This window comes from Phyllobacterium ifriqiyense (genome assembly GCF_030817885.1).
In the GTDB taxonomy this organism is placed as follows: domain Bacteria; phylum Pseudomonadota; class Alphaproteobacteria; order Rhizobiales; family Rhizobiaceae; genus Phyllobacterium; species Phyllobacterium ifriqiyense.
The window spans coordinates 1119743-1143300 of record NZ_JAUSZT010000002.1; the positions used below are offsets into that span (position 1 = coordinate 1119743).

A 23558-nucleotide genomic window follows, 5' to 3' on the forward strand; every position below is an offset into this window, starting at 1 on the left:
CTTGGGGTGTGGGCAGCGTCATCAATGCGTCTGTGGACATAATACGCATCACGGTCGTTCGTCATTGTTGCGTCCTTCTGTTTTTGGGCCCCGAATTGAGCCGGGGACACGCAACGCAAGCTTCATCGCCTAAAGGCGCGTGCCAGGTTTGTCGTAGGGATGCTACAGTCCAGTTGTCACAGATATGTGCCCGGCAAAACCCATTTTGTATCAAAATGTATGAGCTTCGCGAGTGCACAGTCGTAGCTCTTAGGTCGATCATTCTAGTCTGTCAGATGTGCAAACTGACATCTCAGATGCTGGGGACGGCATACATTCCTTACGTATTTGCTTCCGCACAACTCAGGACGCCGTTTTAGCGTCTAAGTACAAACAGGCCCATTGAACGGATCGATCTTGAGTCCTAGTCGCCTGACGTGCATGGCGCTTGAGCCGCCGTAGGGTCGATCTAGACGACGAAGTCGAAGCGCCCAAAAAAGCCATCTCCGGTATCCTGCATGTCGAGGAGCAGAGAGTCGTGGAAAATCCTATCTCCGGCGTTTCCAGGTTCTCCAGGAAAGTAAAGCTGGGTTGTCAAGACACTTCCGCCTGGACGCTGAACCTTGAAATGGAAATGACGTGTTCGGCCAGGATAAAGCGCTGGCGTAATCGTGTGGAACCACCAGCGCCCTTGAGCGTCGGCAAACTGGTGTCCGCGCAATCGAAACCCATCCTGGTCGTATTTGCCGTTTTCGTCCGCATGCCAAATCTCAACAAGGCTGCCGGGAAGTGGATGGCAGCGATTGTCGACGACAAACCCCGCCACGGTTATCCGTTCCCCGCCGGGCGAACCGGGGAAGAGATCTCGATTGAGCGGCGTGTTCGGCTTGAAGAATGGGCCCGCTTCGCGTTCAAGGGTGAGGCCGTCCCCATCGTCGCATGCACGGGTAAGGGGCAGTTCCGGCGCGACTTGCGCGAATGCGCTCCTGTTGGCAGCCTCAAGGAGTGGTAGCGACAAAAATGCTGTCAGAAGAGAGCGTCGGGTCGAGCGCATGATATTCTCCGGTCTTTAGAAAGCCTGATGCGTGCAGCGGTTGACCTCGCGTTACTTTAGGCGCTCCGCAGCGTTTGCCTGCGCCTCTCGGATAAGGCCGGAGTACATCTTCTCCTTGCCCGGATACCACGGCATGCTGGCGATGGAAGCGAAGGCGGGGATCGTTTCCATATGCGAGACCATTCGTCTGCGCATACTTTCGTCCGGAAGCGGACCTGTCATCGCCTGAACATTGTCGCTCATATGATCAGGATTTGACGTCCCGCACAGGACGCTTGTCACGGCGGGATGAGCCATGACCCACTTCAGGAAGAACTGAGCCCAGGTCGTTGCGCCGAATTCCTGCGCGAAGTCCGGAAGAGCACGTCCTTCCACCACTTTCATCAGCCGCGCCTTTTCGAGTGGAAGATTGATCAGAACGCCGACGCCCTTGTCGGCCGCGGCGGGAAGCAAACGTCGCTCGGCGTCGCGGTTGAAGATCGAATAGTTCGTTTGCACAAAGTCGACATCGCCACGTTCCACGATTTCCGTGAGTTGATCTTGCGACGCGGACTCGTGATGGGTCACGCCGACATGGCGTATCAGACCTTCCTGTTTCCATGCCTTCATCAGCGGGATGACGACAGGCGCATTGGTGATGCTATGGCACTGCATCAGGTTGATCGTGTCTCGCCAGGTGCGCAGTCGCGACTGCCGGAAGCTCTCCTGCGCGTGGCTTTCATCGCCGAGATATTCTCCCGTCGACCACACTTTGTTGGCAAGAAAGAGTTCGTCCGATCCGGGAAATTCCCCCATGAACTGGCCAACACTGACTTCAGCCGAGCCGTAAAGCGGGGAGGTGTCCACCACGCGACCGCCAGCAGCTACGTATCGATTGAAGACCTGCCGAAGGTCATCGCGACGATGACCCGGCATCTTGTCGAAGGTCAAAAACGTGCCCAGACCAAGGACTGTGACCTTTTCACCGGTGCGCGGCAACGCACGGGTCAGAACATCCGGGTTCGATCCGGACCCTGTCGACTTTGAGTTCGTATCCTGAGCATGCACGGTCGCCGGAACGGCTAATGCCAGTCCAGTTGCGGCCGCGCCGACCGTTCCGAGAAAACCGCGGCGGTTGATTTTAGACTGATCCATAAATTTCTCCTCTTTTGCTGTTGTCGGTTTCAAAACTGCCAGCCGGCTGGGACCCAGGCGTAGCCGCCATCGGTCTTGAGCATTCGGCCAAGGCCGGGAAACGGATAGTGGAAACCAAGCACCGGCATGCGATCAGCGGCGGCCATGTCGAAGATGCGGCGGCGAGAAGCAAGGGCAGTCTCCTTGTCGCGATCAGGGCCCGGCAGCCAGGGATTGTCGATATTGACGACGGGGTGATAGGCAAGGTCTGCTGTCAACAACAATTGTTCATTTCCGGAATGGACGAGGAAGGTCGCCATGCCGGGCGTGTGGCCGGATGCAACGATCGTCGTAAGGCCCGGCACGATCTCGGCGCCAGCCTCGTACAATTCAACATCCTTCGTGACGGGTTCGAGGCTGCTCTTGATTGCTGCACCGAAGCGCACACGAAAATCCTCCGGCACGGGCATATAGGAAAGATCCGGATCGTTGCGAACGAAAAATTCCCAGTCCGCCTTTGGCAGGAAAACTGTGGCGCGAGGGAAAGCCTTCCCGCCATCTGCGGTTCGCAAATTGCCGACATGGTCTGGATGGGTGTGCGAGATCACCACCGTATCAATGTCTGCGGCGGTGAGATCAATGGCAGCCAGATTTTCGAATATCCGGCCAGCATTTGGACCCATCGTTCCGCCCGCACCGGCTTCGATGAGGATCCGCCTACCTCCGGTTTCAATGAGAAGGGTATTGAGGTTTAGCGTCATGTGGTCATTTGGCAGGAATGCACGTCGCAGCACCTCCTGAAGCTCCGCTTCCGGTGCATCACTTGCATAGACACGTGGTGGACCACCGATAACGCCATCGCTCAAGACCGTCGCACTGATCTCGCCGACCCGAAAACGATAGTGGCCAACATTACCGCCAAGGGATGATCTGGTCTGGGTATTGGCAATCCCGCTGCTGGCCATGCCTGAGACAAATGTGCTCGATGCGCCAACAACCGCAGAGAGCATGATAGTCCGCCTATTAAGTGTGAACGTATTCACTGGGGTTCCTTTCAAATTACCATTGATGCGGAAGGCGCGTCGAAGCCGTCGAGAATTCATCATGACATCTGCACTTCGCGCTGATAAGTAACGTAAATAAGATCGGGTTGATAAGGTAGGCTTCGCAATGACAGCACTTCGTCTCGATAGCTTCGATGTTTTTGTTGCGATCGTACGCTGCGGTGGTTTTCGCCCTGCGGCGCTTGAGCGCGGTGTTTCTTCGTCCGCATTGAGCCAAACAATCAACGCTCTGGAAGAGACGCTCGGCATCCGTTTGCTCAATCGAACCACAAGGAGTGTATATCCCACTGAGGCTGGACAACGTCTCCTGGACCGCCTCACTCCAGCTCTCACAGACATCAGACTTGCAATTGCCGAGGTTGACGAACTGAGGGACACTCCTTCAGGAACTTTGCGGATCAACGCCCCAGCTCCTGCTGTTGATCATCTTCTGTGTCGCCTTGTGTTCGACTTCATGGAAACATATGGCGAGGTAAAGATAGAGATTATCAGTGACGCCGCCGTAATCGACATCGTTGGACAGGGTTTCGATGCAGGAGTGAGGTTCGGAAATCAGTTGGCACAGGACATGATTGCGCTCCCGTTGGGAACCTCGCTAAGATATGCCATCGTCGCGTCACCGGCTTACATCGAAAGGCAAGGCAGGCCTGCAACGCCGCACGATCTCGTCAATCACGATTGCATCAGGCGAAGGTTCCCTGGCGGCACGCTTGTGACATGGCAGTTTGTCAACGGAAGTGAAGAGCTCGATGTCACACCGGAGGGACGCCTGACACTTAGCTCGGCGCACAATGAGCTTCAGGCGGCGTTGGCGGGCAAAGGTATCGCTCACGTTCTGAACGACTATGCGAAACCTCATATTGACAACGGTCAGTTGGTTGAGCTCCTTATTGACTGGCGCCCTGCCTTACCAAGCTGGTTCTTGTATTACCCTAACCGCCGCCTTCCAAGCGCGGCCATGCGGGCGTTTCTCGATTATATGAGGAACTACAAATGGGGCGTCAGCGAATAGTCGCGAATGCTTTGAGGGCCTCCCACGCTCTGCTCTCTACCCATGCTGTAGCTAATGTTGACGAACGGAACTAAAGCAGATCGTCAATGCGAATTAACAGGTGCCGGATACGTTTGCCGGTCGCGTTATGGGCCGCGTTGCCGATGGCTGCAGTTGCGCCAACCATAGCCACTTTACCAAGTCCCTTTACGCCCGATATATTGAGCTTGGTATCCGGCTCGTCTATGAAAGTTTGACCGGTTTGCGAAGCAGCATCGCGGCGCTTGCGGCCAGCCCGCTCTGCTCCTGTATGCCGCTCTTCTGGCCGAACCCTCCGCCGGTGTAGGGGCTTACGCCACGAAGCACCTGCGGCTCCATTCCCATCATGCCGGCGAGGCCACCGGCAAAAGCCGCCGCCGACTGGGTTCCTTCGTAAATTTGACATCAATGCGATAGGAGGCGCCAACGTAAGCGGTCTCGGCGTCGCCGGACGAAAGTTCGCTGACGGCCTCTGCCCCTTCGATCGCCGCCTCCAGCGTCTCGGCGATCGCTAGGGAGACCGGTTCACCCCGGTGGCGTACCTGCGTCGTCGTCATGGGCTGATAGCCTTTTCCAAGCCGTCCGTACGCCCCGCACGCTGCAGGTGTCGTTTTAAGCTGCGTGAAATCTTGGTAGGTGAAAATTCGCACGACACCCGAAATGCTTTGGGCGACGGTCGTATCGATCGCCTCTACACCTCCCTCGGCGATCACCGTGGGAACCGTCGTCCCATCAAGCAGTCCGGGAACTGGCTGATCGGCGGCATACAATGCTCGGCCGAGTACCTTCATTGGCATCGATCCTGGGACGATCAGCGGTGCGTTCCAGCGTCATTGGTACTTCCTTCCAGCATTCACGAGGGCGTCAGCAAGGGTTCGAGCGCTCAGTTCGATTTTGACGGCGTTGTGCTTGCCGGCTTTGGCGGCACCGAATGCCGCCCTGGCAGCATTCAGCGCTTGTGTCGGGTTGATGGTCCGACCAGTCAGGCGGAGCTCTGCCTCACGAGCGCCAAGGACGCGTCGCCACGCCGCCCAACGCGATATGCGCTTGCCTTACCCAACCTTCTCTATCCATTGCGAGTGCGACTGCAGCAGAAGCGAGCGCAAACGCGTAGGACTTGCGGTCGCGCACCTTAAGGTAGGTGGAATTTCGTCCAGCATCTGTTTTGGGCACTGAAATACCGGTCACGATCTCGCCTGGAGCTGCCCCGAACTCAAGGTGTGGTGTCTACCAGACGTCTCCCGGCTGGACCTTGGAGTTCTATCGTTGCATCCATCGCTGTCAGTGCCACCGGCCAATCGCCGGCTGCGCGATGGCAGCGACGGGCGAAATGGAGATGAATGTGCCGAGAAGTGCTGAGCGAAGTTTCATGATGAATTCCTTTGCTATAACGTTGTGGGGTTCGAATGAGCTTGATCTGAGGATCAAAGGTTCTGCCGGTCAGCGGATAGTGCAATCTGCTGCTGCCCTTGGATCGCCTCAAGACGCGCGGCCAAGGCTGTCGAAATGGAAGTGTAAGCAGTGCTGCCGAGCGCGAGACGCAAGCTAGGTTTGGCGCTGTCGGCGGCCGAGATGATCGCCCTGACTGTTCGAGCGGCATCACCCTTCAGGACGAAGCTGCCGTCACTGATGGCGCATCGCACTGCGCCTGCCGGTGTGTTTTCATAAATGTCCATGGGCGTGGCGCGCACCAGTCCAGCACCGAAATTCGTTCCGGTCGGACCCGGTTCGACGATGATGAAGTCTATGCCGAAGGACGCAACCTCCTGAGCGACCGATTCGACAAAGCCTTCGACGCCCCATTTGGTGGCATGGTAAAGGCTGAAGCACGGATAGGCGATCTGGCCACCTTCCGATGAAATCTGGATAATCCGTCCACCACCCTGATGACGAAACCGTGGCAAGACAGTCCGAATGAGTTGTATCGAGCCTGTCAGGTTCGTCGCGATTTGTTGATCGATCTGATCGTTCGTCAGCTCTTCCGCCGCGCCGAACAAGCCGTAACCCGCATTGCTTACGACAACATCAATCCGCCCCCATCTGCTCGAACGCCTTGCCGACTGCGGTTTGGATGCTGGTAACATCGTCCAGATCGAGAAGGGCGGCATGAAAGTTTGCGCCGTATCGTTGCTCGAGATCCAACAGCATATCTTTTTTGCGCACCGTTCCGACTACCCTGTCGCCACGGGCGAGTAGCTGTTGGGTCATCTCTTGACCCAAGCCAGAGGACACTCCTGTGATTAACCAGGTCTTCATCGTCATAAACCCTTTCATAAGAACTCAGTTTAATGTAGCGAAGACCGATTGGTGCAGTAAGGCATCCAATTCAGGATGACCAAGTGCAAAGAATTCACGAATGGTACGACCGACCCTGAATGACCTTGCTTCATTTGCTGCGGTGGCCAGCCACCGCAATTTTCGCGTTGCCGCCGAGACACTCGGCATCTCGCGGTCGGCTCTTAGCCATGCCATCATCGCTCTCGAGAGCAAGCTCGGTATCCGACTTTTCAATCGTACCACGCGCAGCGTGTCACTTACGCAGGCAGGAGCGCAGTTGCTCGCGCGTCTCGACCCCGTTCTTCAGGATCTGGACGAAGCGCTCGACACGCTCGCCGAAACGCGCGGAACGCCAAGTGGAATGTTGCGGATCAACGCCAACAAGAGCGGGGCTCGCATTCTTCTTCGCAGCGTCATTCCCCATTTTCTCGATTGCTACCCGGAAGTCGAAATCGATCTCGTTTCGGAAGGGCGCCTCGTCGACATTGTCGATCAGGGATTTGACGCCGGTGTACGGCTGGCCGAAGCCGTGCCGCTGGACATGGTTGCCGTGAAGTTCGGGGGGACAGTCCGATTCATAACGGTCGCCGCGCCGTGCTATCTCAAGGACAGAGTGCCCCCTGGCACTCCGGATGACCTCCAAGCCCACGCCTGTATCCGGCAGCGCCTGCCCAGCGGAAAGCGGTATCGGTGGGAGTTTTCGAGAAGAGGGGCAGAGGTTGCGATCGACGTGCCAGGTATGCTCACATTGGACGACAACGACCTTCTCGTTCAAGCTGCAGTGGACGGACAAGGCATTGCCTACGTTCCGGATAGCTTTGCACAGCCGTTCCTGGCCACAGGGCAACTTGTCACGCTCCTGGACGAGTGGTGTCCGCCATTTCCCGGGTTGGTCCTCTATTATCCTCGCAACCGCCATGTTCCGGCGACATTGCGGGCGTTCATCGATACCATGAAGGAAATCTTCCAGGATGAGGACAGGAAGTAGCTCCCCCATTCAGGCTATAGCGAAGGAAGGGTATATTTTTGTCAGGTTGTTCACCTCACCTGGTTGACGAGCCGCCGCGGAGCCCGGCGGCTAATACGATAGACTGCTGCGGGCGGGAGGTTTGCGAGCGTGCGCCCGACGTACGTTGCTTTCAGGCCCAAACGATCGAGTAATGGTCTTGGTACCGGACATTTTGGACCATAAGTGAATTGATAGAAGGCCCCGTTTTCACTTAAGTGCGAAAACGCACCGTCAAGTATAGCGATGACTTTCCGTGCCGGCATCGAAAGGAGCGGAAGGCCGCTCACAACTGCGCCAACCCGCGCTTGTGGCTCAGGTGCCAGTTTGTGAAGTTGCGCGGCATCCATCTGGATTGTTCTGGCCTTGGGAAATCGCAGTGCAAGCTGCGTCGCAAAATCCTCACCGTACTCCACCAGAATGAGGTTTTCTTCGAAAACTCCTCGATTGAGAAGAGCTCTGGTGAATGCACCCGTTCCTGGCCCAAGTTCGATAACAGTTCCGGTTTGCGCCGTGATCCCTGTCGTCATCAGCGCAGAAAGTGCGCGTCCAGACGGTGTGATGGAAGCGACCTGTAATGGTGCGGAAAGCCAGGCTCGAAAGAACAGGGACGCTTCGGCGATCTTGCTCGTCATCACTTGTTACCCCCGGTGGCAAGCAGGCGTGGCAGGAGGCTTTGAAGTCGCCAACCCAGGGCAACGAGCGCTTCGGTGACGACAAGTAAGGCAAGCACTTTAAGTGCAAGCACAGACGAGTTGATGTCGGGCACCACCAGTACGACGAAGTGACCGGCAGCGATGAAGAAACTATTCCATATCAGAATGCCCACGGCGGAGCCGGCCATGAACTTCGAGGGACGTATTTGCACAAGGCCGGCAATCACCGGCGAAATCAACCGCACGGTGGGAATGAGTTGCGAAACGATCGTCAGCATTCGCTCTCGCGTGTGCAGGTAGGAAAATGATTTGTCGATACGTCCATGCGACAGGCCGATCCATTTACCGATCCAATAGAGGAGGGACGTCGAACGTTTTGTCCCGAGAGCACGGACGGCTAGATACAAGCTGGAGGCTCCGACGAAACTCCCGATGGCTGTTCCTACAACAGCCGCAGGGACAGACCAGACGTCTTCGGCGGCCGCGATGCCTATGGCGACAAGGACGCCATAGGATGGTATGGCAGGGACGAAACGCTCCGCCATTCCCATCGCTATCAAGCCGAATATCCCATAGAGCGCAATCCAATCAATGAGGTTCCCAAGAGGATCCATGTCTAAATCTCCCGCCTGGTTGCCGGTTCGATGTCAGCGATCGCTGGCGGTAAGATCCGCGTGTCGAAGGCAACGCCGGTGAGCTTTTCGGACATTTGCCACAGCCGATGTGCGACATGTTTCTCCAAGGCTTGCGGGGGGATCTTCGCTAAAGTTGGGTGACCCCGCGTCTCGCCCAATTTATCCGGGCCATAATATGAACCGCCACGAGCCTCAGCGGAGGTCGCTGCAAACAGAGTGGGTAGTGCTCCTTGTGCTGCCGGTTGAAACAGGAACCACATAAACGATCTGAGAAGGCCCTGGACGCTTCGTCGACCCGGCTCGTTGTGAAGAAGGTCCGTACGCGAGATACCGGGATGTGCGGCAATGCTTTTGATGCCCCAACCACCTTCTTCACTGCGTCTTTGAAGCTCGAACGCGAACATCAGGCAAGCCAGTTTCGACTGGCCATAGACCGGCATGGGCTTGTATTCATGTTCTGCTTGCAAATCGGCAAAGTTGATTGCGACATTGGCGCCACGCACAGCCACGCTGGATAGCGTCACTACCCTGGGATCTTTGCCGCGCATCAGCATCGGCAGAAGGTTTGCTGTCAGAGCGAAATGACCGAGATAATTCGTGCCGAACTGCAGTTCGAAACCGTCGACCGTTGTCTTGCGGTTAGGGGGCGTCATGACGCCGGCGTTGTTGATGAGAACATCGATATGATTGCGTCCATCTTGTAGCCGATGCGCGAGAGCTGCGATTGACGCGAGGTCGCCAAGATTGACTGGCTCGAAGGTAACCGAGGCATCCGGCACCTGGCTCTTGATGCGTTTTATGGCCTCTGCGCCTTTGACCGGATTGCGTCCGGCGATGATAACGTCACCACCCGCACCGGCGAGTGCAAGCGCGTCCTCGAAACCTAGTCCCCCCGTGCCGGTGACCACGATCGTCCGACCGTCCTGGGAAGGCATATTCTCGAGTGTCCAGATTTTTGTCATTATTTTTCCTTTCGCGTCAGTCGCAAAATTGAGCATGTCCGCCGAAGATGCCGAGCATGGCGAGACACCTTGAAGGTCGCCAATGGGGTAAGGGCGATCTATGTCGGATCCAGGAATGGGACGGTTCCTGGATCCGGGTTCATTCTGCAGCCAGCAATGGGTCTACCAGCGGTGGCTTGGAAGGAACCTCACGGACACGTTGCATCCAGGCCGGATATTCCGGTGCGACCTTGCTCGCAGCGTCCAGGACGGCAAGATCTTCAGCACTTAGCGCGACCTCGGCGGCGCCGACATTGTCGTCGAGTTGCTCGATGCTTTTGGCGCCGACAATAACGCTCGTGACATGTTGTTGATTCAGCAGCCAGGAGAGCGCGATCCGGGCGACGCTTACACCCTTTCCTTCTGCCAGCCTCTCCATGACGTCGATCACCTCGTAGGCGCGTTCCATGGCAACGGGCGGAAAATCGAACGTGGTGCGACGGCTGCCTAGCTCTCCTTGCCGCTCGCGATTATATTTACCGCTGAGCAGTCCGCCGGCGAGTGGGCTCCAAACCAACAAGCCGAGCTTCTCCGCCTTGAGCAGCGGAACGATCTCGCGCTCCAGCTCTCGGCCCGCGAGCGTATAGTAGTTCTGAGTCGTTGCGATCTTCGCGAGGTTCAGGCGCTCGCTGTATCCCAGAGCGCGGGCGATCTGCCATGCCGACCAGTTCGACACACCGACATACCGGACAAGGCCTTGGCGCACGAGCATATCGAGGGCGGCCAGGCTTTCCTCGATCGGCGTTACGGTATCGATGTTGTGAAGCTGATAGAGGTCGATATGGTCTAATTGCAGCCGTTTGAGACTGCCCTTGACGCTGTCGAGGATATGGCCGCGCGAGTTGCCGGCATCGTTTGGACCAGAGCCTATCGGTCCACACGCTTTCGTCGCGATGACGATATCCTCGCGCCTGATACTCAGGTTCTTTAATGATTGGCCGACTATTTCCTCGGACCTGCCGCCTGAGTAGATATCCGCAGTGTCGATAAAGTTGATCCCATGTTCGAGTGCGCGTGCGATCAGAGCCTGGGCGCCGTCCTGTTGAACATTGCCTATGTTCGCCCAGACGCCTCTGCCTCCGAAAGTCATCGTACCCAGGCAGAGTTCCGAAACGAAGAGGCCGGTATTGCCAAGTGTGTTGTATTTCATATCGAGGGTTTCCTCTGAGAGTAACTGGTTTCGAACCCGTTACGGCGCAATTACGCCGCGGCTGGCATCCATCAGTTGATGCCGCCATTCGCAAATACGTTTTGTCCATCGATCCACGCCCCGTCCTGCGAACAAAGAAGGGCGATGACGTTGGCGATGTCCTCCGGCTGGCCGAGGCGTCGAAGTGGGGTTGCCTCTGGTATGCCTTGAAGAGCCTCTTGCCCATGCTGGCGCAAGAGTTGGGTATCGACGGCGCCCGGAGAGATGGCGTTGACTGAAATGTTGCGGCCTCCCAATTCCTTGGCAAGAACGCTGGAGTAGACCTCCTGCACCGCTTTGGTTGCAGCATAGGCTGCGGTCCCGGGAGGGCTCATTTTGATGATGCTTGAACTCAGGCTGATGATCCGGCCACCATCGCGGACGCGTCGTGACGCCTCACGCAGGACATTAAAGCTCCCCTTTACGTTGGTGGCCATCATCCGGTCAAATGCCTCATCCGTCATTTGAGCAAACGCACCGACATTCATGATCCCTGCATTGTTGACCACCACGTCCACGCCGCCGAAGGCCTCGTCATTGGCGTCGAACAAGGCCTTGACCGCAGCCGGATCCGCGACGTCGCCCTGGCGAACGATGGCGCGACCGCCAGCCGCTTCGATGTCGCGAACGACCGCTTCAGCAAGATCCTGGTTCGTCAGATAGTTTATCGTCACGGCAAACCCGTCCCGCGCCAATCGCCGGGCTGTGGCGGCGCCAATACCACGGGATGAGCCCGTGATAACTGCGCCGCGCGTCCCGCCGGGTTGGTTGCCAGCGTCGGACGTTTGGGAAGATGCAACGCCCGTTATGGCGAGCGCTGAAGGAACAGCGGCTGCAAGGGCCAGGAACGTGCGGCGGGAGTTATGGGTATTAGACATCGAACTATTTCCTCAGAAAGGTTTCAAGATGCTGCAGACGTCGTCCGGAGCCACGTTTCGTGCTCATCGCTGGCGAAGGAACGCACCAACACGTCGATTTGCGATGAGGAGGGAAATCCCTGTCAGAACGGTCGCCACGGGCACGATCAACATGCCGAGCCCCAGGCCGTTCGGAATCCCGGCTGCGCCAGCCGTATCACTAACGATGCCAACGAACAGGGGTCCGAGTGCAGGCCCTACAAGGCCGGATCCGATCATTACAAGGCTGGTCGCCTGTGCTTGCCGGCCCGGGCCAGCGACTAAATGGGCAGCTCCGAAACCCCACGGCAAAAAGAATGAGAATGACAACATTCCCGGGACGAAGAGCGCAATCGACATCCAACCCGCAGGTGCAAACAGAGCCGCAGTCGTCGTTACACTGGCGATGAGGAACAGAATTGCCGGGGGGGCGAGCACCTTGCCGGTCCCGGAGCGAACGGCGTGATCGAACCAGCGACCGCCGCCCAGCGTCCCGATGATCCCCATCAGACCTTGCAACATGCCGAACGAAACGCCGACCTCGGTGGCAGTAAAGCCATGAGTCCGGATCAGAAACGGTATGGAGAAGGCATAAAAGGGCGCTCCGGCGAAGCCGAGAAAAATCGCGCCTGTGAACATCCAGCGAAACGCTGGAGACGACAACAGGTTAAGGCTCGTTCGCAGAAATGGTTCGCTACTCGCCGCTTTGGATTGGAGCGGTGGTGTCGGGCCGGCGACAAGAATCGTCAACAATCCGATCAAAACGCCGACGGCTCCGGCGCCCATCAGCACAACGCGCCAGCCAAATATATCCGCGATCGCGCCGCCTGCCGCAAAGCCCACCATGGTCCCCAATGGAATGCCCATCGCGAAGAGACCGATTGCTAGCCCACGCCGCTCAGGTCCGATTTTGCGAACGATGAGGGCATGGCCAGCCGGAAGTGCGCCTGCTTCTCCGAAAGCCACACCGAAGCGTGTAAGCGCAAGAAACAAGAAACTTGCAGCAAATCCCCCCAATGTTGTCATCACGCTCCAAAGCAGGACGCATGACACCAGCACAAACCGGGGCGATCCCCGATCTGCTGCACGGGCAAGTGGCAACGATAGAAGGGCGTAACAAACCGCAAACGCAATGCCTGTCAGCAATCCTATCTGGGTGTCGGTAAGCAAGAGTTCCGCTTTGATTTTTTCCGCCAATATGAATGGAAGGATCCGATCGATCTGCGAGAACGCGTTGATCACGAGAAGCACGATGCATATGGCCGCCATTCGCAGGCCTTTTACGTATTCCCCACCGGACGCAGCAGGCGGCGCGCGTGTCTCCGCAGGGGCTATTGACCGGGCAGCAATTTCTGTCATCTTAAAGTCACTCCTCGCTTGTTCGCACCCTTAAGCTAGATGGAGTGTCCAATGACCAGAATGCCCGAACCTTCAAGAAACTTGCCTATTCCTGCAGAAGAAGATATTCTCCCGGGTGAAAGGCGGGTGTTGCCATGGCCGCGAAAACAACCGGAGCACAGCATGGCATCACCGATACTTAATGCCGTAACCGATTATATCGAGACCCAGGGCGGCGGACAGGGTCTGTTTCCCACCGCCATTGATGGGTTCAACATTGTGCGTTCGTATCAAGCGATGATGCCGATGCGTGCGCTTTATCGCCCCTCACTTTGTGTCGTCCTTCAGGGCGCCAAGGAAATCCGGTTCGGCGACGACCGGCTTGACTACCGTGCAATGGAATGCCTCGTTGTCAGCATTGGGCTTCCAGCTGCCGGACGAATCGTGGAGGCCAGTCCCGAGTACCCGTATGTCGGTGTACTGATCGATTTCGACGTCGCCACGATGCGACAGGTTCTGGAACAACTCGACACGCCGCCTGCTCCAGCCCCTACCTCCGGCCCTTGCGCTTTCGTGGGGAAGGTTGATCAACCGCTTGCGGATTGCATCATGCGTCTCGTCAGAATGACCGAAACGCCGAAAGCAATTCCGATACTGGCGCCATCAGTCATGCGCGAAATTTGCTATTGGCTGCTAAGCGGTCCACATGGCGGCGAACTCTGCAAATTGGCATTGCCAGAATCGAACATCGAGCGGGTCGTCAAGGCTATCTCGACGCTGCATGTCAACTTCGCGCATACATTGCGTGTCGAGCAGTTGGCGGATATTGCGCGGATGAGTCCGTCGTCGTTTCACCAGCACTTCAAAGCGTTGACCTCGATGACGCCTCTGCAGTTCCAGAAACAACTCCGCCTCCTGGAAGCGCGGCGCCTCATGGTGGCTGAGGCCGCCAATGTGGCCGATGCGGCCTATAAAGTGGGATACGAAAGTCCTTCACAATTCAGCCGTGAATACTCACGTGAGTTCGGGATCGCACCGAAACAAGATGTGTTGAACCAGCAGCGTCTCTACAACGAATATGCGAGCCGCACTGTACGTTCCGCTTGATCTTGTCGAGAAGAGCCGATCTTCGCACATTGTGCGGAGATTGGCTTCTCGTCGCGCGTCAAGACAATGAACGGCGTTCAAAGTGGATGTCCGTCGTCAGATGATTTGAGACCAGATTGGTTATAGAAGACAGGAGTTTCTGGCTCGTCTGGTTGTGGATCACGCGGCATCAGTGCTGTCATCGCGCTAGTGCTTGCAGAGAATGGTGCCAACGTCGCCATATGCACGCTCGGCTGAGCGAACTTGCCGAAAGCCACGGCGAATATGTGGCCAGCATGGTGGCGCTGGGGCAGCCCAAAATTTCATGGTATGGGAGCGCGCAAAGCCGGGGAAACGTCCTTCCCACAAGTCCTGAATATCCCCTTGGAACGGCACCCCTCGAGTGAGCCCGCATTCTTCCATGATTTGGAGGATCAGGCAGGAAGTTTGCAATTTCGGGCATTCGTCATCGTGCAAATAGTGCTTAACCTCACAACGCCGTGCTCAACAACAGTGCGGTTCAACTCCACGGGCGAACTCGATGTCGAGGAGGCTCTCTGGATCACTGAGCTTCAGATGAAGTCTCAGGCGCCTAAGGCAGACCGTCGGCTCCACGCCATCAGAAAGGAAACATAAAATGCGTAAGTTGGTAAGGGGGCCTTTGCTGGCCGCCGCAATCTTGGCAGGAATTGCTGGTATACCGCTCGGATATGCTTTCGCACAGGCCTCTTCGCCAAACGAAATCGTCGGCGTATGGGAAGCGGAGAACGGCAGCCTCAAGTTCGAGATTTTCGATGCTGGCGGAATTTACGCGGGGCGGATGATCTTTGGCGACCGGATGGTCGAGGCCGATGGCAAGACGTTCAAGAAGGACACCCTCAATCCTGATCCAAAGCTCAGAAGCCGGTCCCTGAAGGGAATCGTCTTCGTAAACAATCTCAAGTGGGATGCCGCTGATCGCCGCTGGGAAGGCGGTAGTCTTTATGACGGCTCGTCTGGCCGCACCTATTCCGGCCGCGCGACGCTCGTGAACGGAAAGCTTGAACTTCGGGGATACGTGGGTACGCCTGTGCTTGGTCAGACCATGCTAATGCGCCGCGTACAATGAATTGACGTGACTGCGCCAACGAAACCATGGCCCGCGCACTGGCACGCCTCTCAACAAAGCGCATGGCTACGTGAGATTAAAACCATTATGATAACGTCCGGCTCATCTGGCATCGGTCGGGACCTTGCCAAGCCCGCCGCTGGTCGTCATGACGCCGCGATGCGTTGGAGCGCGCGGTTACGGGGATTGTCCAAGTCTTCAATCCTTTGCCGAGGTGTTGCGCCTCGTGCCTACCCCAGCCGTCCTCTCCTTTCAATCCAGCAACAAAGGACCGCAGGCCCGAGCGCCGAACGTGTCCTGGAGTCTAACTGATGGCATGGTCGTACGGTTACTTTACAGATCTGAACTATTCCCATGGCTATTATCCGGAAATGAATCCGGCCATGCTGCGCTTAGCTTGTCTTGGCCAGGCGATAGAGTCGCAACTGCGCGACGAGCCGACCTATCTCGAGCTTGGTTTCGGACAAGGGGTCTCGATCAACATACATGCGGCGGGATCCGCAGGATCGTATTGGGGAACGGACTTCAACCCCGCGCAAACGGTGGAGGCCCGCAAGCTCGCTGCAGCTTCCGGTGCCGACGTGCATCTGTTCGACGATTCTTTCGAAGAACTCGCCAGCAGGAAGGATATTCCCGATTTTGATATCATCGCACTTCACGGTGTTTGGAGCTGGATATCGGAAAGGAACCGGAAGATTATAATGGATATCATCAGGCGGAAGCTCCGTCCTGGCGGGATCGCCTATATAAGCTATAACTGCCTGCCAGGCTGGGCTCCCGTCATTCCAATCCGCGAGTTGATGTCCCTCTATCAGGATTGTGGCGAGGGGAAAAACACGGGACCCACTGGAATGATTGAAGGCGCTTTGCAATTTGTAGGAGATGTCGCAAAGGCCGGTTCGATCTATTTCCAGGAGAACCCGATCGCCGGACATCATCTCAAACATTTGATGAAGCAGGGACGCAACTATCTTGCCCATGAGTATTTGAACGCAGACTGGCATCTCGGGCATTTTTCCGACATGATCCGCAGCCTTGAGGACACCAAGCTTTCATTCGTCGGATCAGCCAGTCTTTTGGGCGGCATCGATGCTCTCAGGCTTAGCGAGGACGGCCGCAAGCTGCTCTCCCAAGTCGGTCATCCAGTCATGCGAGAGACGGTACGCGATTATCTTTTGAACAGACGGTTTCGAAGCGACATTTTCATCAAGGGCCCCCGGAAACTGACGGACTCAGAACATCGCGATGCATGGCACGCGCAGGCCTTTGTGCTGTTGAAGCCGTCAGCCGATATTCCAAAAAAAATCCCGTGCGGACCGGGAGAAGTGGAACTGCCAGCCGAAAAGTATGATCCTGTCATTGAGGCCATGTCTGATGACGGATACAGGCTAAAGCGCGTTGACGAACTTTTGAAGCATCCCAAACTTCAGGATTTTGAACCCAAAGACATCGTTGAAGTGCTGACGATTCTCACCGGTGCAGGATTCATGAGTCCAGCACAGCAACCCTCCGACAAAGCAATAGAGCAATCCAGGGCGTTGAACAGGCATATTTTGGATCGCGCCCTCGTCAGCATGGATATGCATCATATGGTGTCGCCTGTGACCGCAGGTGGGATCGCGGTGCCGCACATGACGCAACTATTCATTCGCGCTTTGAGCGAGGGCAAAAGCAGTCCTGATGTGGTGGCTAACTATGTGTGGGACTTTTTGGACAGCATTGGTGAACGTCTATTGAAAGACGGCAATAGGATTGAATCCAAGAATGAAAACCTCAAGCAAATTGGGATTTTAGCAAGCAAGTTCCTAAAGTTCGATCGACCGCTACTGGAAGCCCTTCAGATCATTGAACCTTGCGTGAACGCCGCATCCTCGATGCGAGGCCAAAAAGCGGTGGGTAGCGGCGCAGGCAGCCCATGAATTCCCCAAGAGTGTCCCGGCGGCTGTGCAGCCCCATCTATGGCAAAGCGATGGCGCGCGAATTTGGACGGCGCCCATCCGATGTTGCGATTCAGCCTGCAACGACAGACGGGCGTAACAAGCTGTGATCTGCACGCCATTCTTGGTACATTTGGCCACAATTTGATCTACCAGGATGAGAGCGTCGAGATCGCCTCGTGCTCAGTCGGAGCAGATACGCCGGCAAAGTGGCATAAAGGCCGAATGACCAGGACCGCCGTCTTGCCAGTCCTGGTGCCCAACGCCACTGACCAACATATAATTTGCGCCGGGTCCTGCCGCCATGCGCAACTGAAGGGCTAGAAGCTGTGAAACTTTGATACACTTTTTCGGCTGCGATATCCTGCTGTTTAATGTATCGTTCGGGAGATGAGGTGCCAATATGGACGATGCCGCGCATATAGTGGTTGTCGATGATCACGGCGATATTCGAGATCTCGTTCAACAATATCTTGAACAGCAGGGGTACAAAGTCAGCGCTGCAGAAGGCGGCGCTGCGCTGCGACGTCTGCTCGAAAAGCAGGTTATTGACCTGATCATCCTTGATGTAATGATGCCTGGTGAAGACGGGCTTTCCATCTGTCGCCATCTGCGTGCATCAACCGGGACCCCCATCATTTTCCTGACCGCGATGGCGGATGATACAGACCGGATCATTGGACTGGAACTTGGTGCGGACGATTATCTTGTGAAGCCTTTCAATCCCAGGGAGTTGTTGGCTCGTATTCGAGCCGTATTGCGCAGATCCAGCAATACGCCTTTGCAATTCGCCGGCGCAAACCCGAAAAATGTCCGTGTCGGACCCTGGCGCGTCAATTTGGGACAGCAGGAGATTTCCGGTGATGACGGTGTCGGGATTCCTCTTAGCACAGCTGAATTCCGCTTGCTAAAAGTTTTCATCGGGCGACCGGGACTCGTCTTGAGCCGCGAGCAGCTTCTTGATCTGACAGTAGGTCGAACCGCCGATATCTTTGATCGCAGCATCGATAATCAGGTCAGTCGTCTGAGAAAGAAAATCGAGGACAATCCCAAAAATCCGACGATCATCAAGACGCACTGGGGTGGCGGATACAGTCTTTCGGCGGAGGTGTCGTTAGAGTGATAAGAATTTGGATAAGAAGCCTTGCTGCGCAGTTCCTCGGGTTCACGCTTGCGGCGTTGCTTATAGCCCAGGCCATGACCTTTGTAATATCGTGGAATGAGCATTCGAAGGCGCTGGATGCGGCCGCAAAAAGCGAATTTTTCAGTCGTGCGCGCACGATGACCCGTCTCGTCAATGCGGCTGTCCCCCAGTTTCGGCAGCAGGTCCTTACCGCCAGTGAAACGGGAGATTCGCGATTTTGGATCAGCGATCGCGACGCTGCGGACACGCCCTCTTGGCGTCTGGAGGCCGTCAGGCAATTTACCCGCCCGCTCGAGAATTATGTTGATCTTGTCCGGGTTTTTGAAGGTGGCACAGCAGTAGCACAAATACCGAGCGCCAAGAAGGTTGCGTCCTCCAATCACGACGAAGACTGGAAAACCCCATTTCAAGACTTATGGGCGCTGCCTCAGCCCGTGAAATATACGTACTTCGAGGGAGCTCGCGGATATGGCATGGTGGTAAAACTGGATGATGGGCGGTATTTGAACACTGCCTTTTACGTAAAACAAGATAGCTGGTGGACGTCGACGTCCCTCAGCTCACTTGTTCTGACCGCTGCCGTGCTCGCGGTAATCGGCGTTTTGATAGGAAACCGCATTGCCCATCCCCTTAAAAGTCTGGCCCGAGCTGCCGAGGCACTTGGGCGCGGGGAGAACTTGCCTCCTTTGGAAGAGAAGGGACCGGAGGAAATCCGGCGAACGGCCTCCGCCTTCAACCAGATGCAAGCGCGTCTGCATCGCTTCATTGATGACAGAACGAAGATGCTCGCTGCGATTGGTCACGACCTGCGCACTCCACTGACCACTCTCCGGCTGAGGACGGAGTTCGTCCAGGACAAGGACATCCAGCAAAAAATGCTGATGACGATCGAAGAGCTTCAGAGCATGACCGAGGCTGCAATCGCGTTCGCCCGGGGCGAGTCGACAGAGGAAGAAACCCGCCCGATCCAGCTCGAGGCGCTGGTCGGTAGCATATGCGATGATCAGGAGGATTTGGGTCATGCGGTAACCCTGATTTCTGCCGGCAAGATAACGTATCGGTGCCGGCCGGATGGGCTTAGACGTGCGGTACGCAACATCATCGAGAATGCGGTCCGGTACGGTGACGAAGCTACGGTCCTTATTCTTCAAACGGTACACAGCATCGATATTGTCGTGGAGGATCGTGGGCCAGGTATCCCGGACGAGATGAGGGAAAAGGTCTTCGCTCCCTTCTTCCGATTGGAGACATCCCGGAACAAGCAAACTGGCGGAATCGGGCTTGGCCTTGCCATTGCGCGGGCTGTCGCCCGGCAGCATGGCGGTGACATCACATTTGTTTCCAGGGATATCGGAATGCGCACGATTATTTCCCTGCCGCGTCATGACGAAGGTGAAAGCGGGCCGGCCATCACCTCAAAGCGTTGGAGTTTCGCAACTGCGGTAAAACTGTCGCGCCGCCGACGACAGGCAAGCCCGGCCTCTTCTTGATGCGTTTTTTGTAACGAAAGCCGTTTGAGAATCAAATGCGAGAGCATTCGTCTGTCCCTGTATCATTGTGAGCCTCTTCCAGAACGCAGCCACATGCCGGGGGCACTTGTCATCTGGCACTGGCAAGTCGTTCGCCGGCCTCGATGAACTTGCGATTTCAATTTCGCCCCCACCGGGACATCTCGTTACACTTCATTACAGTTCGAAACGCTGCCGGGATATTCCTGCGACAGGGTCGCGATAAGCTGCCTCAAGTCGAAACGGAGCCTGGTGCCTCGCAGTTGACCCGGCCATCGCTTCGATGAAGATCCACGGAGATAAGAGGTACAGTCATGGAAAATTACCGTGAGTATTATTTGAACCGTTTGCATAGAAGGACTTACGGCGTCGTTCGCAGATTGCTTGCTGACGTCCTGCTCTTGGTCTTGATCGTCGGGTTTGGTGTGGTGATGAATTCCCTGGTGGTCTGATTAACTGGCGCTCGCCTTCTCACAGCGCCCGTATTGATACAATGAGAAGGAGTGGCCGGTCAGCAGTGAAGTGCACGTATCGGGTTTAGTCCAAGTCCGTTGACGTTGCTTTACTCAGCGGTGGGGGGTGAGGTGCTGCTTCCATCGTCATTCTCCATAGCAACACCCCAAATGAGTGTGCAAGCATGAGGGAATTTTTTGCTCCCGAACGGCGGCAGTTTGCGCATTTTCCCGGTGGCTAAGGACATAGGCCTTCTGATCAGCTCGGTTGGATCGGTCCGGTCAAAGGAGAGGTGGAAAGGACTTGGCCAAGCCATGGTAAGCCAATTCATGATCAATAGAGCCGGTGTTGGCGTAACCAGTGCGGGGTCCCGCATGGATGGCGGGCACCGCCACAGGTCCTGGCAATGCTGTTCCAGCCAGACATTCAACGCCTCCAAATCTTGAAAGTCCGGCATCAGTTGCCACAAGCGGGGTCGGGGCATCCTGGACGTTCTTCTCGACCTGACCCTTCTCCCAGTCTGCTGCTGGGTTGCAAAACTCAGTCGTAAAGACGTAGTGTTTCGTCATAGCGAGGAAGCGGATTGACCTGTCGCTCCTTGCCGCGGCCAACACGATCGACTGGGGGTGCGCATACTGTCATAGGTTCCCCGTTCAAATACGCCGCCGAAGACACAGGCCGTGCCAGTGGAAGTCAAACAACATCTCATGGTTTGCAACAGATTGGCCCCAAGAGAAACGCACGGCTGTGCGATAGCTTGGTAACCGGTGTTCTTCCGCCACGTTGCCCGCTGTCGCCTGATCTGTGATCGACTTTCCATGGACGAGCGAGAAGGAGTTTCTCCATGGACACTACATTGGAGGTTTCACGACAAGGCGGAGCCGGCGTGCTGGTTCTCGCCAATGGCCGGATGAGGTCAAGGCGCGGATTGTTTCGGAGAGTTTGCGTCCTGGTGTACAAGTGAATGAAGTGGCGGGGTGGTACGGTCTGAAGGCTAACTATCTGTTGTCATGGCGAACACTGGCGCGGCAGGGAAAGCTGGTTTTACCTGAGGCGGCAGACACAGTTGAATCCGCGATCATTGTTACCGAGACGCCCGCGCCGGAGTCGCCCACTGCCAAAGCAATCTCGCGCGCGGAGATCGTTGTGGGTTAGGTCACGATCCCTCTTGAGGAAGGCGCGTCGGCCGCCAGGATCGCTTCATTCGCGCGTGCGTTGGCGGACACAGCATGATCTTTCCGTCGAATCGCATGCGGATCATGGTGGCGACCAAACCCGTAGACTTTCGCAAGGGTCATGACGGATTGACGGCGCTGGTGAAGAACGAACTGCACAAGGACCCGTTCACCGGAACGGTCTTCGTGTTCCGGTCTCGCAGGGCAGATTGGCTGAAGCTGATCTACTGGGATGGCTCTGGTGTTGTCCTAGCTCACTGCCATCGCAAACGATCATAAGCAGAGCCGGATCGAGCAGCTAATCCCGTGGAATTGTTCCTCCAGGCGATAAATCGCTAAAGGCACCGTAGCCGATTCAATTGCCGCTCTGCTCCCCCGCGTCAAACTTGGTTCTGGATGCTTCGATGTCCTGCCATGTGTCCCGAATCCAATCGGTAAACCCGGCCAACGGTTTCAGCATCGACCTCCCTCGGTCCGTTAGCTCGTATTCCACGCGCGGCGGCAGTTCCGTGTAATAGTGCCGTGCCACAAGGCCATCTCTTTCAAGATTGCGAAGGGTCAGCGTTAGCATTCTCTGCGAGATGTTGGGAATACCCCGCCGGAGCGCTCCGAACCGCATTGGCGCGTCGGGGGAGAGCGAAAGCAGCGAGATCACGAGAATCGTCCACTTGTCGCCGAGCCGCGACAGCACACTCCCCGGAGCACAGGGCGTCAGTACAGGCCCATGGGACGTTTCGATGACAGGCCGACCATTGATCTCTCGCGACATGTGAACCTTCTCCGACGTTTTCCATTGGTTCTCTTTGTGTGACTGAGGACCAAAAATGTGCCGTCTTGCGCGGCTTTTATAATAGTTCCACATGGTAACTGCAAAGAGTTATTATGGAGAACCATCATGTCAAACTCCCCAGAATTTCTTGTCTTCGGGGCCACTGGTCAACAAGGCGGTGTTGTAGCAAGATCGCTGCGTGAAGCGGGCCGGGAGGTTCGTGCCTTCGTTCGCGATCCGCAGAGCGAAAGGGCCAAGGCGCTTGCCACCGAGGGAATAACACTCGCGGTCGGCGATTTGTTTGATCGAGCATCGGTTGATCGTGCGATGACCGGGATACGCGGAGTTTTCAGCGTGCAGACCAGTTCGCCTTCTGGACTTGTCACGGATGATCAGGAAGTTGCGCAAGGCAAGGCTATTGCCGACAGCGCTGTGGCTGCCGGGGTCGCTCATGTTGTATATTCCTCCGGTGGGGCAGCAGGAAAAGGCCATACCGGAATGGGTCATTTCGACAGCAAGTCTCGGATCGAAGAACACATTCGCAGCTTGACGATTGCTGCAACAATCACTCGTCCGGCCAGTTTTATGGAAATGATGATGCTCCCCGGAATGGGGTTGAATACCGGCGTTTTCACATTTTTCATGAAGAGGCATCAGTCGATGCAGATGATCGCGCTTGATGATCTCGGGCGCATCAATGCACAGATACTTTGCCAACCTGAACGCTATGCCGGTCAGGCGCTGGATCTTTCGGGGCAGGATGTCACGGGGGAATCTTTGGAAGAGGCGTTCTCACGGGCGGCAGGCCGTCCTATTCGTTATAAGCGGTTTTCCGAAGAGTTACTGGCCGGGAATGATTTTCTGCGACGGCTTACCATGCTTGTCGATAATGGCGTCGTAGCCGGGGTCGCAGACATCCCGGCACTAGAGCGTGAGTTTGGACCGATGCTGAAATTGGATCAGTGGCTTTCCGGCCCAGGAAAGGTCCTATTCGAGAAAGCACTTAATACGCCTCAGACTGGTATAGTGTTACGGTAATGCCTAAAATGCCGGGAGGCACGCTTACCTCCCGGGAGTGACCGCTTCGTCCGCGAAGCAGCCGAGCCACATACCGCCGATGCCTCCAAGTCAATGTGCCAC

The 23558-nt window shown here is 56.3% G+C and carries 24 protein-coding genes and 3 pseudogenes; 12 read left to right on the plus strand and 15 right to left on the minus strand.

Annotated features, from left to right (window positions below):
- Positions 1–448: 448 nt before the first annotated feature.
- Genes QFZ34_RS06970 through QFZ34_RS06980 form a run of 3 tightly spaced genes read right to left on the minus strand, consistent with a single transcriptional unit; the run spans position 449 to position 3189 of the window.
- Positions 449–1033, minus strand: a complete 585-nt coding sequence (locus QFZ34_RS06970) for a dioxygenase family protein (RefSeq protein ID WP_307278628.1) — start codon at positions 1031–1033, stop codon at positions 449–451.
- Positions 1034–1084: 51 nt separating this feature from the next.
- A complete protein-coding gene (locus QFZ34_RS06975) occupies positions 1085–2167 on the minus strand; it encodes an aldo/keto reductase (protein ID WP_307278631.1) in 1083 nt (360 codons plus the stop codon).
- A 29-nt stretch (positions 2168–2196) separates the two neighbouring features.
- Positions 2197–3189 (minus strand): MBL fold metallo-hydrolase, encoded by a 993-nt coding sequence (locus QFZ34_RS06980; protein ID WP_370878704.1) that lies wholly within the window; start codon positions 3187–3189, stop codon positions 2197–2199.
- On the opposite strand from QFZ34_RS06980, the gene QFZ34_RS23355 reads away from it, so the two are divergent.
- Both QFZ34_RS23355 and QFZ34_RS06985 read left to right on the plus strand, forming a co-directional pair.
- A complete protein-coding gene (locus QFZ34_RS23355; RefSeq protein WP_370878718.1) occupies positions 3184–3273 on the plus strand; it encodes a hypothetical protein in 90 nt (29 codons plus the stop codon). The two genes, QFZ34_RS06980 and QFZ34_RS23355, sit on opposite strands and share 6 nt — an antisense overlap.
- 43 nt (positions 3274–3316) lie before the next feature.
- Entirely contained in the window at positions 3317–4222 is a 906-nt protein-coding gene (locus QFZ34_RS06985; protein WP_307278637.1) for a LysR family transcriptional regulator, read from the plus strand.
- Between the two features lie 222 nt (positions 4223–4444).
- Here the strand turns inward: QFZ34_RS06985 and QFZ34_RS06990 are convergent, their stop codons facing one another.
- The 4 genes and pseudogenes from QFZ34_RS06990 to QFZ34_RS07005 all read right to left on the minus strand — a co-directional run bounded on the left by QFZ34_RS06990 (position 4445) and on the right by QFZ34_RS07005 (position 6502).
- A complete protein-coding gene (locus QFZ34_RS06990) occupies positions 4445–4588 on the minus strand; it encodes a molybdopterin cofactor-binding domain-containing protein (protein WP_307278640.1) in 144 nt (47 codons plus the stop codon).
- On the minus strand, positions 4585–5031 hold the full coding sequence (locus QFZ34_RS06995; RefSeq protein WP_307278645.1) for a hypothetical protein: 447 nt from the start codon (positions 5029–5031) through the stop codon (positions 4585–4587). Before QFZ34_RS06995 ends, QFZ34_RS06990 begins: the two co-directional genes overlap by 4 nt.
- A 208-nt stretch (positions 5032–5239) precedes the next feature.
- The gene (locus QFZ34_RS07000; RefSeq protein ID WP_307278649.1) at positions 5240–5428 is read right to left on the minus strand and encodes an FAD binding domain-containing protein; all 189 of its coding nucleotides are present in this window, start codon (positions 5426–5428) and stop codon (positions 5240–5242) included.
- A gap of 236 nt (positions 5429–5664) precedes the next feature.
- Positions 5665–6502 (minus strand): annotated as a pseudogene (locus QFZ34_RS07005) (SDR family oxidoreductase).
- 94 nt (positions 6503–6596) lie between these two features.
- Here QFZ34_RS07005 and QFZ34_RS07010 point away from each other — a divergent pair.
- Positions 6597–7505: a LysR family transcriptional regulator gene (locus tag QFZ34_RS07010; RefSeq protein ID WP_307278654.1), complete on the plus strand. Its 909-nt coding sequence runs from the start codon at positions 6597–6599 to the stop codon at positions 7503–7505.
- Positions 7506–7555: 50 nt separating this feature from the next.
- Here the strand turns inward: QFZ34_RS07010 and QFZ34_RS07015 are convergent, their stop codons facing one another.
- From QFZ34_RS07015 to QFZ34_RS07040, 6 genes are all read right to left on the minus strand, one after another.
- Entirely contained in the window at positions 7556–8158 is a 603-nt protein-coding gene (locus QFZ34_RS07015; RefSeq protein ID WP_307278657.1) for a class I SAM-dependent methyltransferase, read from the minus strand.
- Positions 8158–8793 carry a DedA family protein gene (locus tag QFZ34_RS07020; RefSeq protein WP_307278661.1) on the minus strand — a complete coding sequence of 212 codons (636 nt, stop codon included), beginning with the start codon at positions 8791–8793 and terminating at the stop codon, positions 8158–8160. The genes QFZ34_RS07015 and QFZ34_RS07020 overlap by 1 nt, the downstream gene beginning before the upstream one ends.
- Before the next feature lie 2 nt (positions 8794–8795).
- A complete protein-coding gene (locus tag QFZ34_RS07025; RefSeq protein ID WP_307278663.1) occupies positions 8796–9776 on the minus strand; it encodes an oxidoreductase in 981 nt (326 codons plus the stop codon).
- Positions 9777–9915: 139 nt separating this feature from the next.
- Positions 9916–10965 carry an aldo/keto reductase gene (locus QFZ34_RS07030; RefSeq protein WP_307278666.1) on the minus strand — a complete coding sequence of 350 codons (1050 nt, stop codon included), beginning with the start codon at positions 10963–10965 and terminating at the stop codon, positions 9916–9918.
- Positions 10966–11036: 71 nt separating this feature from the next.
- The gene (locus QFZ34_RS07035) at positions 11037–11882 is read right to left on the minus strand and encodes an SDR family oxidoreductase (RefSeq protein ID WP_307278669.1); all 846 of its coding nucleotides are present in this window, start codon (positions 11880–11882) and stop codon (positions 11037–11039) included.
- A gap of 63 nt (positions 11883–11945) precedes the next feature.
- Positions 11946–13259 carry an MFS transporter gene (locus tag QFZ34_RS07040; RefSeq protein WP_307278672.1) on the minus strand — a complete coding sequence of 438 codons (1314 nt, stop codon included), beginning with the start codon at positions 13257–13259 and terminating at the stop codon, positions 11946–11948.
- A gap of 162 nt (positions 13260–13421) precedes the next feature.
- Here QFZ34_RS07040 and QFZ34_RS07045 point away from each other — a divergent pair, with 162 nt between their 5' ends.
- The 6 genes from QFZ34_RS07045 to QFZ34_RS07070 all read left to right on the plus strand — a co-directional run bounded on the left by QFZ34_RS07045 (position 13422) and on the right by QFZ34_RS07070 (position 20473).
- Positions 13422–14345 (plus strand): AraC family transcriptional regulator, encoded by a 924-nt coding sequence (locus QFZ34_RS07045; protein WP_307278674.1) that lies wholly within the window; start codon positions 13422–13424, stop codon positions 14343–14345.
- A gap of 616 nt (positions 14346–14961) precedes the next feature.
- Complete coding sequence (locus QFZ34_RS07050; protein WP_307278678.1) at positions 14962–15432, plus strand: DUF2147 domain-containing protein; 471 nt, start codon at positions 14962–14964, stop codon at positions 15430–15432.
- Positions 15433–15743: 311 nt separating this feature from the next.
- Complete coding sequence (locus QFZ34_RS07055; RefSeq protein ID WP_307278681.1) at positions 15744–17351, plus strand: methyltransferase regulatory domain-containing protein; 1608 nt, start codon at positions 15744–15746, stop codon at positions 17349–17351.
- A gap of 421 nt (positions 17352–17772) precedes the next feature.
- Positions 17773–18492, plus strand: coding sequence for a response regulator (locus QFZ34_RS07060; RefSeq protein WP_307278684.1), 720 nt, complete (start codon positions 17773–17775; stop codon positions 18490–18492).
- Positions 18489–20003: an ATP-binding protein gene (locus QFZ34_RS07065; RefSeq protein WP_307278687.1), complete on the plus strand. Its 1515-nt coding sequence runs from the start codon at positions 18489–18491 to the stop codon at positions 20001–20003. Before QFZ34_RS07060 ends, QFZ34_RS07065 begins: the two co-directional genes overlap by 4 nt.
- 332 nt (positions 20004–20335) lie before the next feature.
- Entirely contained in the window at positions 20336–20473 is a 138-nt protein-coding gene (locus tag QFZ34_RS07070) for a hypothetical protein (protein ID WP_307278690.1), read from the plus strand.
- A gap of 392 nt (positions 20474–20865) precedes the next feature.
- Here the strand turns inward: QFZ34_RS07070 and QFZ34_RS07075 are convergent.
- Positions 20866–21236, minus strand: a pseudogene (locus QFZ34_RS07075) (IS21 family transposase); the annotation flags it as partial.
- Positions 21237–21278: 42 nt separating this feature from the next.
- Here QFZ34_RS07075 and QFZ34_RS07080 point away from each other — a divergent pair.
- Both QFZ34_RS07080 and tnpB read left to right on the plus strand, forming a co-directional pair.
- The gene (locus tag QFZ34_RS07080) at positions 21279–21629 is read left to right on the plus strand and encodes a transposase (protein ID WP_307278695.1); all 351 of its coding nucleotides are present in this window, start codon (positions 21279–21281) and stop codon (positions 21627–21629) included.
- Between the two features lie 74 nt (positions 21630–21703).
- A pseudogene (tnpB, locus tag QFZ34_RS07085) lies at positions 21704–21901 on the plus strand (IS66 family insertion sequence element accessory protein TnpB); the annotation flags it as partial.
- A 103-nt stretch (positions 21902–22004) separates the two neighbouring features.
- On the opposite strand, the gene QFZ34_RS07090 reads toward tnpB, so the two are convergent.
- Positions 22005–22418, minus strand: coding sequence for a winged helix-turn-helix transcriptional regulator (locus tag QFZ34_RS07090; protein ID WP_307278698.1), 414 nt, complete (start codon positions 22416–22418; stop codon positions 22005–22007).
- Between the two features lie 126 nt (positions 22419–22544).
- On the opposite strand from QFZ34_RS07090, the gene QFZ34_RS07095 reads away from it, so the two are divergent.
- Complete coding sequence (locus QFZ34_RS07095) at positions 22545–23456, plus strand: NmrA/HSCARG family protein (RefSeq protein WP_307278700.1); 912 nt, start codon at positions 22545–22547, stop codon at positions 23454–23456.
- Positions 23457–23558 lie beyond the last annotated feature (102 nt).

What these genes read in the sequence shown, in the direction of transcription:
- QFZ34_RS06990 (WP_307278640.1), bottom strand. Translation starts at nt 4,588, where the DNA reads ATGATGGGAATGGAGCCGCAGGTGCTTCGTGGCGTAAGCCCCTACACC.
- QFZ34_RS06970 (WP_307278628.1), bottom strand. Translation starts at nt 1,033, where the DNA reads ATGCGCTCGACCCGACGCTCTCTTCTGACAGCATTTTTGTCGCTACCA.
- QFZ34_RS07095 (WP_307278700.1), top strand. Translation starts at nt 22,545, where the DNA reads ATGTCAAACTCCCCAGAATTTCTTGTCTTCGGGGCCACTGGTCAACAA.
- QFZ34_RS07050 (WP_307278678.1), top strand. Translation starts at nt 14,962, where the DNA reads ATGCGTAAGTTGGTAAGGGGGCCTTTGCTGGCCGCCGCAATCTTGGCA.
- QFZ34_RS07020 (WP_307278661.1), bottom strand. Translation starts at nt 8,793, where the DNA reads ATGGATCCTCTTGGGAACCTCATTGATTGGATTGCGCTCTATGGGATA.
- QFZ34_RS06985 (WP_307278637.1), top strand. Translation starts at nt 3,317, where the DNA reads ATGACAGCACTTCGTCTCGATAGCTTCGATGTTTTTGTTGCGATCGTA.
- QFZ34_RS07040 (WP_307278672.1), bottom strand. Translation starts at nt 13,259, where the DNA reads ATGACAGAAATTGCTGCCCGGTCAATAGCCCCTGCGGAGACACGCGCG.
- QFZ34_RS07070 (WP_307278690.1), top strand. Translation starts at nt 20,336, where the DNA reads ATGGAAAATTACCGTGAGTATTATTTGAACCGTTTGCATAGAAGGACT.
- QFZ34_RS06975 (WP_307278631.1), bottom strand. Translation starts at nt 2,167, where the DNA reads ATGGATCAGTCTAAAATCAACCGCCGCGGTTTTCTCGGAACGGTCGGC.
- QFZ34_RS07030 (WP_307278666.1), bottom strand. Translation starts at nt 10,965, where the DNA reads ATGAAATACAACACACTTGGCAATACCGGCCTCTTCGTTTCGGAACTC.
- QFZ34_RS07060 (WP_307278684.1), top strand. Translation starts at nt 17,773, where the DNA reads ATGGACGATGCCGCGCATATAGTGGTTGTCGATGATCACGGCGATATT.
- QFZ34_RS07055 (WP_307278681.1), top strand. Translation starts at nt 15,744, where the DNA reads ATGGCATGGTCGTACGGTTACTTTACAGATCTGAACTATTCCCATGGC.
- QFZ34_RS07025 (WP_307278663.1), bottom strand. Translation starts at nt 9,776, where the DNA reads ATGACAAAAATCTGGACACTCGAGAATATGCCTTCCCAGGACGGTCGG.
- QFZ34_RS07035 (WP_307278669.1), bottom strand. Translation starts at nt 11,882, where the DNA reads ATGTCTAATACCCATAACTCCCGCCGCACGTTCCTGGCCCTTGCAGCC.
- QFZ34_RS07015 (WP_307278657.1), bottom strand. Translation starts at nt 8,158, where the DNA reads ATGACGAGCAAGATCGCCGAAGCGTCCCTGTTCTTTCGAGCCTGGCTT.
- QFZ34_RS06995 (WP_307278645.1), bottom strand. Translation starts at nt 5,031, where the DNA reads ATGAAGGTACTCGGCCGAGCATTGTATGCCGCCGATCAGCCAGTTCCC.
- QFZ34_RS07010 (WP_307278654.1), top strand. Translation starts at nt 6,597, where the DNA reads ATGGTACGACCGACCCTGAATGACCTTGCTTCATTTGCTGCGGTGGCC.
- QFZ34_RS07045 (WP_307278674.1), top strand. Translation starts at nt 13,422, where the DNA reads ATGGCATCACCGATACTTAATGCCGTAACCGATTATATCGAGACCCAG.
- QFZ34_RS07090 (WP_307278698.1), bottom strand. Translation starts at nt 22,418, where the DNA reads ATGTCGCGAGAGATCAATGGTCGGCCTGTCATCGAAACGTCCCATGGG.